Source organism: Actinoplanes cyaneus, from assembly GCF_016862095.1.
Taxonomy (GTDB): Bacteria; Actinomycetota; Actinomycetes; order Mycobacteriales; family Micromonosporaceae; genus Actinoplanes; species Actinoplanes cyaneus.
Genome location: NZ_BOMH01000060.1, coordinates 18,224 through 34,117, shown reverse-complemented (window position 1 = coordinate 34,117; position 15,894 = coordinate 18,224). Strand labels below are relative to the sequence as shown.

Genomic DNA, 15,894 nt, shown 5'->3' with positions numbered 1-15,894 from the left:
GTTCACGGGGGCTGACGGCGGTCCCCGTCCGGTGGTCCGGTCATGACCTGATCCATCGCTGGTTGCTTCCGCCGTTGCACGTCCACAGTCCGACCGCGGTGCCGTTGGCCGTCGCCGCGCCGGTCACGTCCAGGCACAGACCGGACTGGACGGCGGTGACGGTGCCGTCGGCGTTGAGCCGCCATTGCTGATTGGCCGCGCCGGTGCAGGACCAGATCCGGACCCGGGCGCCGGAGGAGGTGCTCGGGGCGTCGAGGCACTTGTTGCCGTACACGGTCAGCTGGTTGCTCGACGTCGCCGTCCAGGTCTGGTTGGCGCCGCCGTTGCAGTCCCAGATCTGCACGACCGTCCCGTCGGCCTGGCTCTGCCCGTTGACGTCCAGGCACCGGTTCGATCCGGCCCCGCGGATCGTGCCGGTCTGGCTGGGGCCGCCGCCGAGCGGGGTGATGGTCAGGTTGTCGAACTGGGCGGTCACGCCCTGGCCGGTGGCGTAACCGATCTGGCCGGCGACCCAGGTGGAATCCGAGACGCTGCCCAGCGTGGTCCCGTCGAGGGTGGCGGTCAGGGTGCTGCCGTTGAGGGTGAGGGCCAGCTTGTGCCAGCGCCCGGTGCCCAGGGCCGTCGTGGTGCCACTGGCCAGGGTCCGCTGGTTGCCGCTGGTGCTATTGCTGCGGATCGACCACGAGCCGTTGTCGGAGACCCGCAGGTAGTAGGCGTTGAGGTTGTGCGGGTTGTCGTGGTTGTAGTTGCCGGCCCGGCCGACGAGCTGGGCGTAGCCGCTCTTCTCCAGCAGGACGTCGGACGAGACGGTGTAGTTGCGCCAGTTGACGTCGCCGAGCAGCGTGAACGGCTCGGCATGGCCGGAGGTCCAGAAGATCGGGGCCTGTTCCGACATCTGGCGTACGCACTGACCGGTGCGGCCGCCACCGCACGGCGCCACCTCGAAGGAGCCCTGGTGGTCCGACAGGTACTTCGCCTCGCGGCCGGTCGGGTAGCCGTCGAAGTCGTCGCTGTAGGGCAACGTCAGGGCGCCCTGGGTGGGGCTGGCCGCGCCGCCTTTGCCCTGTCCGGTGGTCGTGGTGATGCTGTAGACGTAGCCGGGCTGGACGGTCAGCGAGAACGTTCCGTTGGACGGGGTGATGTCGTTGCGCCGGACGAACTGGTCGGCCGGGTTTCCCGAGCGGACGTTGGTGGACCATACGTGCACGGTCCCGGTCGACAGCCCTCCGGTGACGGTGAACTGGAGGTCCTGGGCGGAGCCGGCGTCCATCGTCTCGATGATGGTGCTGTAGTCGCTGCTCGTCGGGGACTTCAGCGAGACGTAGCTGCCGTTGTTGCGGTTGCCGCCGAGGTAGCCCGTGGAGCTGTCGAGATACCGCCATCCCGGCGCGGTGAACTGGGTGGTGTGGCCCATGACCCAGGCGCTCGTGCCGATCGAGTAGTAGCCGGACCACGGTTGTGGCGCCACGGCCACACCGGTCGTGGCCCAGGGGATGTTGGGGGTGATCGCGGCGATGACCGGCCAGTTGAGGTAGGCGGTCATCTTCCCGTCGATGTAGTCACGGTTGATGCCGCGGGCCAGGGCCGGCGCGCCCCCGTTGTAGTCGTCGGAGCCGTTCTCGCTGGCCCACAGCGTCTTGCCCGAGTTGACCGCGTTCGCCGAGCTGGGGCAGTTGGTCTGGGCGCTGCGGTAGCCGCAGACGTAGTGGCTGCCGACCACCGAGATGGCGGAGCCGAACGCGGGGTCACGCAGCGCGTCGTCCGCCGAGCCCCAGCCGAAGTCGTCCGAGGCCACGATCTTGACGTTCGGGTAGCCGCGCGAGTTCAGCGCCGAGCGCAGGTTCTTGTACCAGTTCAGATCCCGGCCGCGTTCGTTCCAGCCGCCGAGGTAGTCGATGGTCAGCCCGTGGGAGGTGGCACACCCGAGCCAGTTGATCAGGTAGTCGATCGAGTCGCTGGACCAGAAGTTGCCGTTGCCGATCCAGCCGGGGGCGCCCCAGGACAACCCGACCAGCTTGATGCCGGGATTACGGGCCTTCGCCTGGCCCATCAGCCACCATTCGTACCCGCGGTCGCAGTTCACCTGGCCGCGGGTGTGCTCGTGGCTGGGTTCCGCGCCGGAGGTCGAGTTGGTGTCACCGCCGATCTCCACTTTCATGATCTGCATGGCCGCGCCGTACCCCGGCTTGAACAGGTAGTCGAGGATGTCGCCGCGTTGCGGTTCCGGGTAGTCGATCAGCAGGCGGGTGTTGCCGCCACCGCCGCTGATGGCCCCGACGCCGTCGAACGTGCGCCCGCCGGACGCGCCGTTGATGGTGATCGCCGTGGCGGCCTGCGCCGGCGCAGGGTTCGCGACCAGCGCTGCCGACACTGCCAGCAGCAGACCGGTGGCCGCGGCCCAGCCGCGGGACGGCCGCCGGCGGGTCGGCTCTTGGTCCTTACGTGATGTCATCTGCATGCCGTTCCTTTCCGGGCAGGCGCGGGTCAGGGGCTGGTGCAGGAGACGGGGACGGGTGCCGTGCTGCTGCTGCCGTTGGCCAGGAAGCCGAAACTGGTCGAGGCGTTCGCGCCGAGGGTGCCGTTGTAGTCGGCGTTGCGGACGCTGACCGTGCCGCTGGTGCCGGTGTTGACGCCGTTCCAGACGTTCGCGATGGTCTGCCCGCCGGCCAGGGTCAGCCGCACGGTCCAGCCGCTGAGGGGGGCCGAGCCGTTGTTGGCGACGGTGACCTCGCCCTGGAAGCCGCCGTTCCAGCTGTTGGTCAGGTGATAGGTCGCGGTGCAGGCGCCCGGCGATCCGGTGCTCGGCGACGCGCTGCCCGGAGAGCTCGGTGACGCGCTGCCCGGAGCACTCGGTGACACGCTGCCCGGAGCGCTCGGCGACGGGATGCTCGTACCGGGCACCGTGGTGGAGGCGGCGTTGAGGGCGTTGAGGACGGACGTGTACGCGGCCTTCGGGTTGCTGTTGCGATCGAACAGCAGCGGATTCTCGTTGCCCCGCCAGGAGTCGCTGTCCCGGATGCCCCACGTCGTGATGCCGACGCAGCGGGGGACGTTCGAGCAGGCCTGGGTCAGTCCTGCGTACTGCGTGGCGGAGGCGTTGGTGACGTCGGCCTCGGTCAGGGCCACGTCCACCCCGAGCGCGGCGAAGCTCTGCAGCGTGGTCTGGAAGTTGCCCGGCAGCGAGCTGCCCCCGGTGAAGTGGGTCTGCAGGCCGACGCAGTCGACCGGGACGCCACGGGACTTGAAGTCCCGGATCATGTTGTAGACGCCCTGTGTCTTGGCGTACGTCCAGTTCTCGATGTTGTAGTCGTTGTAGCAGAGCTTGACCGTCGGGTCGGCGGCCCGGGCGGTCCGGAACGCGACCTCGATCCAGTCGTTGCCGGTGGACTGCAGGTTGGAGCTGCGGCGGCTGCCGTTCTCGGCGAAGGCCTCGTTGACCACGTCCCAGGCGTAGAGCTTGCCCCGGTAGTGGGCCATGACGCCGTTGATGTGGTCGATCATCGCGGTGCGCAGGGCGCTGCCGCTGAGGCTTCCCCAGAATCGCGGTTGCTGCGCGTGCCAGGCCAGGGTGTGTCCGCGGACCCGCATGCCGTGCTGGGTGGCCCAGTTGTAGATCGCGTCGCCGGCCCGGAAGTCGAACTGGCCGCGGTTGGGCTCGGTCGCGTCGGGCTTCATCTCGTTGACGGCCGTCATCATGTCGAACTCGCGGTTCGCGATGGTGAGGAAGCCCTGGTCGCTGAGGCGGTCCCCGCCCATGGCGGCGCCGAAGTACCGCCCGCTGCGCTCGGCGGCCGCTTTGAGGGTGGTGCCGGGCGGGCCGGTGAGATCGGCGCGGGCCACGGTGGCCACGGCCACCGAGGACACGGCGATCAGCACGGCGCAGGCGCCGCCGAGGAGGAGTCTGGCGCGACCACCGGTACGGCGTTCGGTCATCTCTGTACTTCCTTCCGAGGTTCAGCTGGTGGTGACGGTGATGGAGGTGGGCGGTTCGTTGGCGCCGGTCACCGAGGCGATCAGTCCGAAGCTGGTGGCGGCGCCGGGGGCGAGGGCACCGTTGTACGCGGCGTTGGTCACCGTCACGTTCGGTCCGCTCTGGGTGTGGGTGCCGTTCCAGACCTGGCTGATGGCCTGGCCACCGGGGAAGGTCCAGGAGACGGTCCATCCCCTGATCGCCGTGGCCCCCGCGGTCACCGTCACCTCGGCCTGGAAGCCGCCGGACCACGAACTCGTCACCGCGTACGCCGCTCGCGCGCCCGCCGACGACGGGGACGGCGAAGCGGAAGCCGAAGGTGACGACGACGCGGAAGGGGACGGGGACACCCCGGGCCGGGCCGCCCGGTAGGTGTGGCCGGCGCGAGCGGAGAGCTGCACGGAGTCGGCCTCGAGGCGAGTGACGGCGGTGGTGGCGCCGTCGGTGAGGTCGACGACGGTGAAGGCCCCCGTGAACAGCTGGGCGCGCAGCTTGACGGCACCGTCACGATCGGCCGTGATCAGCAGCTCGTCGGCGTGACCGGCGCTCCAGCTCAGCCCCACCGTGTATCCGCCCCTCCCCCGCAGACCGGTCACCCGGCCGGTGGGCCAGGCGGCCGGCAACGCCGGCAGCAGGTGCAGTTCGCCGTTGTGGCTCTGCAGCAGCATCTCGGCGATGCCGGAGGTGGCGCCGAAGTTGCCGTCGATCTGGAACGGCGGATGCAGGTCGAACATGTTGGGCGCGAGGCGGTCCGTGCGCACGAGGTCGCCCAGCAGTTTGCGCGCCCGGGCGCCGTCCTCCAGCCGCGCCCAGTAGTTGATCTTCCAGGCGAGCGACCAGCCGGTGCCGTCGTCGCCGCGCAACTCCAGGGTCCGGCGCGCGGCCTGGTGGAGCTGGGGAGTGCCGCGCTTGGTGATCTGGTTGCTGGGGTGCAGGCCGTACAGGTGGGAGACGTGCCGGTGGTTCGGCTCGGTCTCCACCCAGTCGGCCAGCCACTCCTGGATGTTGCCGCGGGAGCCGACGCGCATCGGTGGCAGCCGGTCCCTCGCCGCCCGTACGCGGGTCCGGAATTCCTGGTCGGCGCCGAGGAGGTCACCGGCCTGGTCCACCGCGTCGAACAGGTCGCGCAGGATCTGGTTGTCCATGGTGGGACCGGCGCACACGCTGGCGTTCGCGTGGTGGGGCAGTTCCGGCGAGTTCGACGGGTTGGTGACCAGGTAGCCGCGCGCCGGGTCGGTGACCAGCGTGTCCAGGAAGAACTGCGCGGCGCCCTTCATGGCCGGGTAGTGGGCGCGCAGGAAGCCGAGGTCACCGGTGAAGCGGTAGTGGTCCCAGATCAGGGTGGCGAGCCACGCGCCACCGGTCTGCCACATGCCCCACAGCGCGCCGTCGACCACCGAGGTGCCCCGCCAGGCGTCGGTGTTGTGATGAGTGACCCAGCCGCCGGCGCCGTACTGCACCTGCGCCGTCCGGGCGCCGCTCACCGCCAGCTCCTTGATCATGGCGAAGACCGGCTGGTAGCACTCCGCCAGGTTGGTGGAGTCGGCCGGCCAGTAGTTCATCGGCAGGTTCGCGTTGAGGGTGTACTTCGAGTCCCACTGGGGACTGGGCGAGTCGTTCCAGATGCCCTGCAGGTTGGCCGGCTGGGTGCCCGGCCGCGACGAGGAGATCAGCAGGTACCGGCCGAACTGGAACAGCAGCGCGGAGAACTGCGGGTCGTTCACGGTGGCGTGCTGCGCGATCCGCACGTCGGTCGGCTGGTCGGCGGCGGCGGTGCGGCCGAGCTCGATCGTCACCCGGCCGAACAACGCCTGGTAGTCGGCGACGTGCCGGCTGCGCAGCTGGTCGTAGGCGATGGCGCGGGCGGCCGTCAACCGGCTGCGCGCGATGCCCTGGTAGTCGCCGTTGACGGTGCGGTAGTCGACGTAGCTCGAGCCGATCGACACCAGCAGCGTCACGCTGGTGGCTCCGGACACCCGCAGCGTGCCGCCGGAGCTGGCGACCGACCCCCCGGTGACGACGGCCTCGGCCAGGGCGAGGAAGCGGACGGATCCGGTGACGCCCTCCATGGTGCCGGAGATCCCGTCGAGGGCGATCGTGGCGCCCCCAGGGCTGGACGTCGTGGTGCGTAGCGGGCCGGCGAGGGTGCCGCTGAACGAGATCGCGCCGGCCCGGTCCGCCGTCAACCGGACGACGATCACCTGGTCCGGCGCGCTCGCGAACACCTCACGCTGGTGACGCACCCCATTCAGCACGTACGTCGTGGTGGCGATCGCGGTCGTCAGGTCGAGGGTCCGGTGGTACTGCGTCGCGCCGGAAGCGGAACCGAAGGCCAGCCGCAGGTCACCGACGGTCTGGTACGCCAGCTGCCCGCCGGGCGTACCCATCATGGTCTGGTTGATCAGATCCTGCGCCGACGTCCACTGGTCGGCGAAGACCCGCCGCCGGATCTCGGGCAGGGCCGCCGCTCCCCGGGTGTTGCTGGAGTCGTAGGGGCCACCGGCCCAGACGGTGTCCTCGTTGAGCTGGAGCCGTTCGGTGTCGACGTTGCCGAACACCATCGCGCCGAGGCGTCCGTTGCCGATCGGCAGCGCCCGCAGCCATTCCGTGCCGGCCGGCTCGTCGTACCAGAGGGCGAGGTCGCCGGCCGCACGCACCTCGGCGGGCGCTGCCGAGCCGGCCCGTGCGACCGCCGTCCAGCCCAGTGGCAGCAGCGCCGCCCCGGCCGCGCCTCCGACGAGCAGGCGTCTCCGTGTCACCTCGGGCATGGCTGTCCCTCCGAGCGAAGTTGAGTCGAGTGCCTGACCGGCGTGGAAGCGCTCCCAGATTGCCAGATTGTTTCCGACGCATCAAGCGAATCGCATCAATGTCCTGCCGTTTTCAGGGAGCCGCCGATATAACACTTTCCGTTCGACCACTTTTGAACAATGGCGAAAAGCCGACCGTCGATGACCGGCGCGGCCAACCTCTACCGAAGGGCACGGAGCTGCACTAACCGGCTCGGCGCAGCGCCGGTGGCGACCCGCCGGGCCGCTTCTTGTCGCGCAGCAGTTCAGTCGGCGCAGCGCATGAATGGTCGACCGGACACTGGCGCCTTTGAATGCGTACGCGGATCCGATGTGCCTTGCTTCGAAGCCCGGAACCACGAGATGCCTTATCGATAACCAGTCGGCGTCCCCGGTCGCGCCCGACGGGTGACCCGCGACGCCGCGCCTGCCCCCGCATCGCCGCCCGGGCCGGAGTTATCCAAGCCAGTCGATTGACTCGCCGTAACTCCGTGGCAACAATGGCCGATGTGGGAGCGCTCCCAGTGTTCGGTCGCTCCGCCCTGCCAAGTTTGGAAGGAACTCCGTGACTTCATCCCTGCGTAGGCGGGTCACCCTGCTGACCGCGGTCGCGGCGGCGGCCACGCTGGCGCTGACGTCCTTGACGGTTCAACCGGCCTCGGCCGAACCGACCCAGCACATTGCCAACGGCGACTTCACGGCGGGGACGACCGGCTGGTGGTCCACCGACAACGCGCCTCTCTCCGCCACCGGCGGGGAACTCTGCGCCGAGATTGCCGGCGGCACCACCAACGCCTGGGACGTCAGCCTCGGCCACAACGACATCCCGCTGGTCGACGGCGCCCCCTACGAGCTGAGCTTCCGCGCCCACGCCAGCGTGCCGGTGAGTGTCCGGGTGAACGTTCAGCTCAACGAGGCGCCGTACACCACGGCGCTGTCCCGGGCAGCCACGCTGACCACCGAGGCGCAGACCTTCGAGTACGCCTTCACCTCCGGCCTGGACTCGGCCGGCGGCACACTGACGTTCCAGCTCGGCGGGAACGCCGACACGTTCACCTTCTGCCTGGACGACGTCTCGCTGACCAGTGACGCCGCCACCCCGCCGACCGGCCCGGAACAGCTGGAGAACGGCGACTTCACCGACGGCACCGCGGGCTGGTACTCCTACGGCACCACCGCGACCGGCGTCGACGACGGACAGCTGTGCGCCACCGTGCCCACCGGGCTCGCCAACCCCTGGGACGCCGGCATCGGGCAGAACAACGTCGCGCTGAAGGCCGGATCGTCCTACACGCTGTCGTTCGACGCCACTGCCACCCCGGGCGCCACCGTGCGGGCCGCCGTCCAGCTCGGCGCCGAGCCGTACACCTCGTACTTGACCCGCGACGTCGCGCTGACCCCCACCCGACAGCACCTGGAGTACACGTTCACCTCACCCGAGGACACCACCGCGGGCCAGGTCGCCTTCCAGGTCGGCGGCGCGGCCGCGGAGTACCGGCTGTGCCTGGACAACGTGTCGCTGGCCGGCGGCGAGGCGGAACCGCCGTACGTGCCGGAGACCGGTCCCCGGGTCCGGGTCAACCAGGTGGGTTACCTGCCGAACGGCCCGAAGAACGCGACCCTGGTCACCGACGCCACCGAGGCACTGACCTGGCAGCTCAAGAACGCCGCCGGTGACGTGGCCGAGTCGGGCCGGACCAGGCCGCGCGGGGTGGACGGCGCGTCCGGTCAGAACGTCCACACCATCGACTTCACCGCCTACACCCGAGCGGGGACCGGCTACACGCTCGTCGCCGACGGGCAAACCAGCCACCCGTTCGACATCTCCGGCACCGTCTACCAGCAGCTGCGCTCGGATGCCCTGCAGTTCTTCTACATCCAGCGCAGCGGCATCGCGATCGACGGCGACCTGGTCGGTGACCAGTACGCCCGCCCGGCCGGCCACCTCGGCGTGGCCCCGAACAAGGGCGACACCGACGTGCCGTGCCGGGCCAACTCCTGCGACTACCGGCTGGACGTGCGAGGCGGCTGGTACGACGCCGGCGACCAGGGCAAGTACGTGGTCAACGGCGGGATCGCCGTACAGCAGCTGATGAGCAGCTTCGAACGCACCAAGACCGCGGTCACCGCCGCGCACGGCGCCGGGCTGGCCGACAGCACGCTGCGGGTGCCCGAGCGGGGCAACCAGGTTCCCGACATCCTCGACGAGGCACGCTGGGAGCTCGAGTTCCTGATGCGCATGCAGGTGCCGGCCGGCAAGCCGCTCGCCGGGATGGCCCACCACAAGATGCACGACGCCAACTGGACCGGCATTCCGATGCAGCCCCAGAACGACCCCGAGCAGCGCGAGCTGCAACCGCCGTCGACAGCGGCCACGCTGAACCTGGCGGCCACCGCGGCCCAGTGCGCGCGGCTGTTCGCGCCCTACGACGCGGCATTCTCGGCCAAGTGCCTCACCGCCGCCCGCACCGCGTACGCCGCGGCCAAGGCCAACCCGGCGATGACCGCGCGGGACCTGGGCGGCGGCGGTGGCGGGTACGGCGACGACGACGTCTCCGACGAGTTCTACTGGGCCGCCGCCGAGCTGTACCTGACCACCGGCGAGGCCGCGTTCCTCACCGACGTCACCGCGTCCAAGCACCACACGGGCGACACCTTCGCCGCCACCGGCTTCGGCTGGGGCAGCACCGCGGCACTGGGCCGGCTCGACCTGGCCACGGTGCCCAGCGCACTGCCGGCCGCCGACCGGCAGCGGGTTCGCCAGTCGGTGGTGACCGCCGCGGACGGCTATCTCGCGACCCTCGGCGCCCAGGCGTACGGGCTGCCGATGCCGGGCAACGCGGGCAGCTACTTCTGGGGCGGCAACAGCAACATCCTCAACAACGTCCAAGTGCTGGCGACCGCGTTCGACCTGACCGGTGCGGCGAAGTACCGCGACGGAGCGGTGCAGGGCGTCGACTACATCTTCGGCCGCAACGCGCTGAACCAGTCGTACGTCACCGGCTGGGGCGAGAAGGCGTCACAGAACCAGCACACCCGAATCTACGCCCACCAGAAGGATGCCGGGCTGCCGCACCCGCCAGCCGGATCGCTGGCCGGCGGCGCGAACGCCGGACTGGACGACCCGTACGCGAAGAAGCTGCTCGCCGGTTGCAAGCCGATGTTCTGCTACGTCGACGACATCGAGTCGTACGCGACCAACGAGATCGCCATCAACTGGAACTCATCCTTGGCCTGGGTCGCGTCCTTCCTCGCCGATCAGGAGAAGGGTCAGCCGGCCCCGGCGGCGTCGTGCCGGGCCAGCTACACCAACTACGGCGAGTGGGCGGACAAGAGCGGGTTCACCGCGCAACTGGCGGTCACCAACACCGGCACCACGGCCATCGACGGCTGGACGGTACGCTTCGCCTTCCTCGGTGGCCAGCGCCTCCGCGAGGCGTGGTCGGCCGACGCGGCACAGTCCGGCGCCACGGTGACGGCCCGCCCCACCACCACGAACCGGCGCATCCAGCCCGGGGCAACGGTGTACTTCGGCTTCAACGCCACCACGCCGGGCGGACCGAACCCGGCGCCGGAGCTGATCACCCTCAACGGCGCAGCCTGCGACCGATCCTGACGTCGTCCGCTTCGAACACGGTGCCGGCCCGTTTGCTCGCAAGCGGGTCGGCACCCGGGGGAAGCAAACCTCGGCCGCGGTTACGGCCCGGTCACGAAGGTGACCGCGACTGCGACAGCTCCGGCCACGCCGCACAACAGCAGGCCGATGGTGGTCAGGCGGCGGTTCAGCTCCGGGTCGGACGCGACCGGCTGCTCCAGCGCAAGCCAGGTCGTGCCACCGAGAAGAACCATCGCGGCCACTACGAGAACGATCATGACTGAACCTGTCGTCGGCGATGTTTCGACAGTCATCCTTTGCCCGTGACAACAGCCGCCACCGGGTCCGGCGTTTGAACAATCGGCGAACATCGTGACGCGAGTCGATGCCAGGTGGTCGCCGCGCCCGGACGCTGGACGACCACAAGCCCTGCGAACCAGTGGGCTGATCACGCTGATCGACGCGGCGGGGCTGGATGGCCTTCGAGCGGCCGAGGACCCGGACGAGACGTCCGAGCGCATCCCGACTGCCGGATCGGCTGTTCGGCAAGCGCCGCACAGCCGATCCGGCAGTCGGGTTCTTCGGGGTGGTTCAGCTCTTCACGAGCGTCGACGTTCCGGATTCCACGGTGTACGAGGCGGTGGTGCTGACCGGAGCCTCGCGTACGGCGATCGTTTCGACAGTGCGGGCGTCGGTGCGCCACTCGTGGCTGGTCACCGTGCAGCGCAGATATCCGCGGCGGGAGCCGTCGAAGAAGCGTACGTGCGGATTGAGGGTCGGGTTGAGTGCCTTGATCGGCGCGTCGTAAGCGGCCGGGAAGTCCGAGCTCACGGACGTCGCGGTGAACTCGACGGCCACCGACGCCTGCTCCGGCCGGTCGAAGTCGAGCTTCAGCTCGCTGAACCAGCTCGAGTGGATGTCGCCGGCGAGCACCACCGGGTTGGCGACCTTCGCATCGTGCAGGTGCTGCAGCAGGCGGGTGCGCTGCGGCGCGTAGCCGTCCCACTGGTCGAGGTTGGCCAGGGTGGCGGGCACCGTGCCGGCCGGGTTCGGGAACTTGATGCGGCTCATCATCACCTGCTGGGCGATGACGTTCCAGCGGGCGGGACTGTGGTCGAGGCCGTGCAGCAGCCACCGCTCCTGGTCCTCGCCGGTGAGCGTGCCGGCCGTGTTGGCCAGACCGGCCTCGGCGAGTCCGAAGTCGCCGGAGAAGCCACCCGGCTGGTCGGTGCGGTACTGCCGGGTGTCGAGCACGTTGAACCGCACCAGGCGCCCGTAGTCGAAACGGCGGAAGATCCGCAGGTCGGCGCGGCCGGGGCGCAGGTCGGCACGGATCGGCATGTGCTCGTAGTACGCCTGGTAGGCGGCCGCCCGCTGCTTGGCGAACTGCGCGGGGGTCTGCTTCTTGGCACCGGTGTCGTCGGTTCCGTCGACCAGACCGGCGTAGTTGTTCTCGGTCTCGTGGTCGTCCCAGGTGACGATCCAGGGGAAGGCCGCGTGCGCCGCTTGCAACGCCGGGTCGCTCTTGTACTGGGCGTGCCGTGCCCGGTAGTCGTCGAGCGTGACGAGCTGGTCCAGGCCCAGGGTCTGCGGGGCGGTGTGCTTGCGATCGGCGTAGGCGCTGGCCGGGTCGTACTCGTAGATGTAGTCGCCCAGGTGCAGGACGACGTCGAGGTCCTCGGCCGCCAGGCCCCAGTAGGCGGGCCAGTATCCGTTCTGGAAGTCCTGGCAGTTGACGATGCCGAAGCGAAGTGCCCGCGACGCAGAGGCGGTTCTGGTACGGCCGGTGGGGCTGATCCGGCCCTGTGCCCGGAAGCGGTAGAAGTACTCGTGGCCGGCGTCCAGGCCGCGGGCGTCGACGTGCACCGAGTGGGCCAGCTCCGGCCGCGCGTACGTGCGACCGGAGCGGACCACTCGCCTGAAGTGCTCGTCCCGGGCGATCTGCCAGTCGACCTCGATGGCCCGGCCGGGCAGGCCACCGTCCTTGACGAGCCGAGTCCAGAGGATCACGCGGTCGGGCAGCGGGTCACCACTGGCCACACCGAGCGGGAAGAGGTCGGCCGGCGCGGACGCGTACGCTGCGCCACCCGGCAGGGCGATGGCGCCCGCGGTGAGCGCGGCTCCGGAGAGAAGCTGACGACGAGTAGGCATGCCGATCACCCAAGCCCTCACCTGTGAAGTGCGGGTGACGCCTGGGTGGACGCTGCCCTACCCGTTGACGGCGTACCCCGCTCCGACCGGCGTCGCTACTGGCTCAGGTCCGCGGCCACGGTGGCGGCGATCCGGTCGAGCTCGTCCCGGGTGAACACCGGGACCGGCGCGACCGCCGGGCTGCCGTCCCCGCCGAAGTAGTTCACCGCGGACATCCGCAGGGCGTGCTTTCCGTCGGGGAGCAGCACGTCGGCGCCGTAGAAGACCCAGCCGTTGCCGGGCTTGTCCACGTAGTGCACCAGCTCGAGCCCGTCCGCTGTGGTCGTGATCTCGCAGACCGGCACGGTGCCGTCGCACTCGTACAGGGGCGCGACGCGCAGCGACAGGTAGAAGCCGCCCTTGCGTCCGTTGCGGGTCACCCCCGAGCGGCCCTCGAACGACGCGGGATCCTTGTTCTCCCACACCTTCAGGTGTCCGTCCGGGTCGCGCTTCTCCCCCGGCACGTCCGGCATGTAGATCCACCTCGTCCCGGGAGCCTGTTCGGCGGTCGCCTCCTCGACCGCCGCCCGCAGGCGAGCCGGCGTCAGTCTCTGCCCCGCCGTGACACTCGGCGACGGCGAAGACGAAGGCAAAGGCGAAGGCGAAGGCGAAGGCGAAGGCGGCGACTGTACGGCGACCGTCCGCTGCTCGTTCCCGTTCAGGCTCACCCCGGCCACCGCCACCGCGAGGACCGCGACGGCGGCCGATCCGCTCGCCGCGATCCGGCGCATCCGCTGCCCGCGGCGCGTACGGCGGATCACCGCGTCGAGGTCGACCGTCGACGGCGGTGCCGCACCGATGAGCCGATCCAACATCTCCTGGGTCATCGCGGGCTCTCCCTCGCATAGGAAAGGGCGCGCAGCAACTCCAGCGCACGCGCCGACTGACTCTTGACCGTCCCCGGGGAGATGCCGAGCATCTCCGCGGTCTCCTCGACCGACCTGTCGAAGTAGAAGCGCAGCACGACCACCGCGCGCTGCCGCCGCCCGAGTTGCCGCAGCAACGCCACCAGCTGTTCCCGGTCACCGGCCCGGTCCGGCGGCGTCCACCCCCGATCGGGAAGCGCCTCGGTGGCCTGCTCCCGCCGCCACGGCCGGCGGAGTTCGTCGACCCAGGCGGTGGTCAAGATCCGCTGGGCGTACGCGTCGGGATTGTCCGCCGTGGAAACCCGCCGCCAGTGCTGATACAGCTTGCCGATGACGGTGGCCACCAGATCGTCGGCCAGATGCCAGTCGTGACACAGCAGGTAGGCGGCACGTCGCCAGCGTTCCGTGCGGGCGCCGGCGAACACCCGGAACTCGTCCTCCTCGGACCTGTCCACCCATCCTCCGATCGGTCCCCCGGCACATCTCTTCTCGGCACGACGGAAACCTCCGGCAGCGGGGTTGCATCCCGGTCCACGTTTGTTCGCGCGTCGCCTCTCGCAGCACGATGACGCCGGTCGATCAAGGTCGGAGCGTTCTGACGATCGAGAGAGCGTTGTTGAGGACCGGGTTGGCACCGAGGTGCCGGGTTCGGCCAACCACAACTGCGGCACCCCTGCGGCGCCTTCCTCACTTGGCGACGGCCCATAGATAGCACGTCACCGAGAGAAACCTATCGATTCTGACTCATGGCCGAGTCGGTGATTGCGGCGAGTCCCGCTGATGCGATCCGTACGTCGTCGCTCCAGTGACCGCCGCTGACTCCGATGCCGCCGACGGTCTGCTGGCCTGCCGTGATGGGGAGCCCGCCGCCGAAGGTGACGATCCGCTCGATCTGGGCGGGCACGCCGAGCGCCAGTGGCGCGTCGCGCTCCAGCATCTCGTGCCAGGCCGCGGTGGGCAGACCGAAACCGGCTGCGGTGTACGCCTTGTCGGTCGCGACCTGCACGGTGATGACGGGCGCGCCGTCCATGCGGGCGAACGCGGTCAGATGCCCGCCGGCGTCGACGACAGCGATCGACGACGGGATGCCGCTGTGTTCGGCAGCGGCCAGAGCGGCGTCGAGCACAGCGCGGGCGGCGTGCGCGGTCAGGGCGGGAACGGTGCGGAAGGGGCTCATGGGATCTCCAGGGTCTACAGCGGGAAACGGATGAAGGTCAGGCGCGGGATACGGCCGGCGTGCCGGGGCTCTCCGGTTGACGCCTGCCGGGGCGTGGTTCCACCGGGATGATGGCGGCGGCCAGCAGTGGGAAGATCAGGATCGTCGCGAAGGCCGGCCCGTACCCGATCGCGCCGATCACCGCGCCGATGGTCGGCGGTGTGGCCGTGCCGACCACGTTCTGCGCCGTGTTCTGGATGCCGAGCGCCCGGCCCGCCCAGGCCTGCCCCGCGTACTCGGCGACGGCGGTGAACGCCAGGCCGTTGGGACTGACCGTGAGGACGGCGGCGGCGAGCAGCACGGCGACCGAGATCCCGGTCGGTGCGGTGGCGGCCAGCAGGGCGACGACGGCGACGATTGCCAGCGCGACGGTACGCATCGGACGCAGCCGGGAACCCGTCCGGTCGGACCACCAGCCCGCGGCGAGACGGGCGACCGCGCCGCCGACCTGCCCCGCGGCCAGCACGCGTCCGGCCGCGGTGGCCGTGAAGTGGTGCTGGTCGACCAGGAAGACCAGCGCGAACATGGCGACGGTGAACTGCGGGACGATCAGCAGCGCGCTGGCGGCGTGCACGCGCCACAGCACCGGCGTGCGGTAGGGCGAGTCGGTTCGAGCGTTGTCCCCGGTGGTCGTGCGGGCCGGGTCGCGGATCAGGACGGCGACCAGGACGGACGATGCCAGGCTCAGTGCGGCGAGCAGCCCGATCGCCGGCGCCGGACCGGAGGCGGACAGCGCCGGTAGCGCGACGGCGGCGACCGCGACGCCTGCGGGCTGGGCAGTCTGGCGCAGGCCCATGGCCAGTCCGCGCTCGCCGGCGCGGAACCAGCCCATGATCAGCCGCCCGCTGGAGGCGTGCACGGCGGCGCCCGCCGCGCCGGCCAGCAGGAAGCACACCCCGAGCCGCACCGGGTCCTGCACGCGGGTGGCGACCAGCAGGATCGCGCCGGAGGCGGCCAGCCCGGCCGAGAGCACGAGACGCTCGCCCCAGCGGTCGGCGGCGGCACCCCAGGCGATCAGCGTGGTGAGCAGCCCGGCGGTGGGTGCGGCGGCGAGCAGTCCGGCGGTGGCCAGTGACAGGCCGTCGGCGCGCAGGGCGGGAATCAGGTAGGCGAGGCCGAACTGGAAGGCGCAGCCGCTGGTCATGGCGATCATGCCGATCGCCAGGACCAGCCAGCGCCGGGGTGAAGGGTGCACGAGACTCTCCGCATGCCGAAGTCCATCAGATATCGAACAGCCAACAGCATGCTGATAGGAATGCGCAACCTGTTAA

Annotated in this window: 10 protein-coding genes; 1 reads left to right on the top strand and 9 read right to left on the bottom strand. The window is 70.2% G+C overall.

Annotated features, from left to right (window positions below):
- Positions 1-40 precede the first annotated feature (40 nt).
- Genes Acy02nite_RS35960 through Acy02nite_RS35950 form a run of 3 tightly spaced genes read right to left on the bottom strand, consistent with a single transcriptional unit; the run spans position 41 to position 6,738 of the window.
- The gene (locus Acy02nite_RS35960; RefSeq protein ID WP_203751678.1) at positions 41-2,452 is read right to left on the bottom strand and encodes a ricin-type beta-trefoil lectin domain protein; all 2,412 of its coding nucleotides are present in this window, start codon (positions 2,450-2,452) and stop codon (positions 41-43) included.
- Between the two features lie 32 nt (positions 2,453-2,484).
- Positions 2,485-3,933 carry an endo-1,4-beta-xylanase gene (locus Acy02nite_RS35955; protein ID WP_203751676.1) on the bottom strand — a complete coding sequence of 483 codons (1,449 nt, stop codon included), beginning with the start codon at positions 3,931-3,933 and terminating at the stop codon, positions 2,485-2,487.
- A 21-nt stretch (positions 3,934-3,954) separates the two neighbouring features.
- Positions 3,955-6,738, bottom strand: coding sequence for a glycosyl hydrolase family 95 catalytic domain-containing protein (locus tag Acy02nite_RS35950; protein WP_203751674.1), 2,784 nt, complete (start codon positions 6,736-6,738; stop codon positions 3,955-3,957).
- A gap of 583 nt (positions 6,739-7,321) precedes the next feature.
- Here Acy02nite_RS35950 and Acy02nite_RS35945 point away from each other — a divergent pair.
- Positions 7,322-10,372, top strand: a complete 3,051-nt coding sequence (locus Acy02nite_RS35945; RefSeq protein ID WP_203751672.1) for a glycoside hydrolase family 9 protein — start codon at positions 7,322-7,324, stop codon at positions 10,370-10,372.
- Positions 10,373-10,452: 80 nt separating this feature from the next.
- Here the strand turns inward: Acy02nite_RS35945 and Acy02nite_RS35940 are convergent, their stop codons facing one another.
- From Acy02nite_RS35940 to Acy02nite_RS35915, 6 genes are all read right to left on the bottom strand, one after another.
- A complete protein-coding gene (locus Acy02nite_RS35940) occupies positions 10,453-10,629 on the bottom strand; it encodes a hypothetical protein (protein WP_203751671.1) in 177 nt (58 codons plus the stop codon).
- A 313-nt stretch (positions 10,630-10,942) separates the two neighbouring features.
- Positions 10,943-12,502, bottom strand: coding sequence for an alkaline phosphatase D family protein (locus Acy02nite_RS35935; protein ID WP_203751670.1), 1,560 nt, complete (start codon positions 12,500-12,502; stop codon positions 10,943-10,945).
- A gap of 95 nt (positions 12,503-12,597) precedes the next feature.
- Positions 12,598-13,368 carry a hypothetical protein gene (locus Acy02nite_RS35930; RefSeq protein ID WP_203751669.1) on the bottom strand — a complete coding sequence of 257 codons (771 nt, stop codon included), beginning with the start codon at positions 13,366-13,368 and terminating at the stop codon, positions 12,598-12,600.
- Complete coding sequence (locus Acy02nite_RS35925; RefSeq protein ID WP_203751668.1) at positions 13,365-13,862, bottom strand: SigE family RNA polymerase sigma factor; 498 nt, start codon at positions 13,860-13,862, stop codon at positions 13,365-13,367. Before Acy02nite_RS35925 ends, Acy02nite_RS35930 begins: the two co-directional genes overlap by 4 nt.
- A gap of 275 nt (positions 13,863-14,137) precedes the next feature.
- Positions 14,138-14,584, bottom strand: coding sequence for a GlcG/HbpS family heme-binding protein (locus tag Acy02nite_RS35920; RefSeq protein WP_203751667.1), 447 nt, complete (start codon positions 14,582-14,584; stop codon positions 14,138-14,140).
- Positions 14,585-14,621: 37 nt separating this feature from the next.
- The gene (locus tag Acy02nite_RS35915) at positions 14,622-15,818 is read right to left on the bottom strand and encodes an MFS transporter (protein WP_203751666.1); all 1,197 of its coding nucleotides are present in this window, start codon (positions 15,816-15,818) and stop codon (positions 14,622-14,624) included.
- Positions 15,819-15,894: the final 76 nt, after the last annotated feature.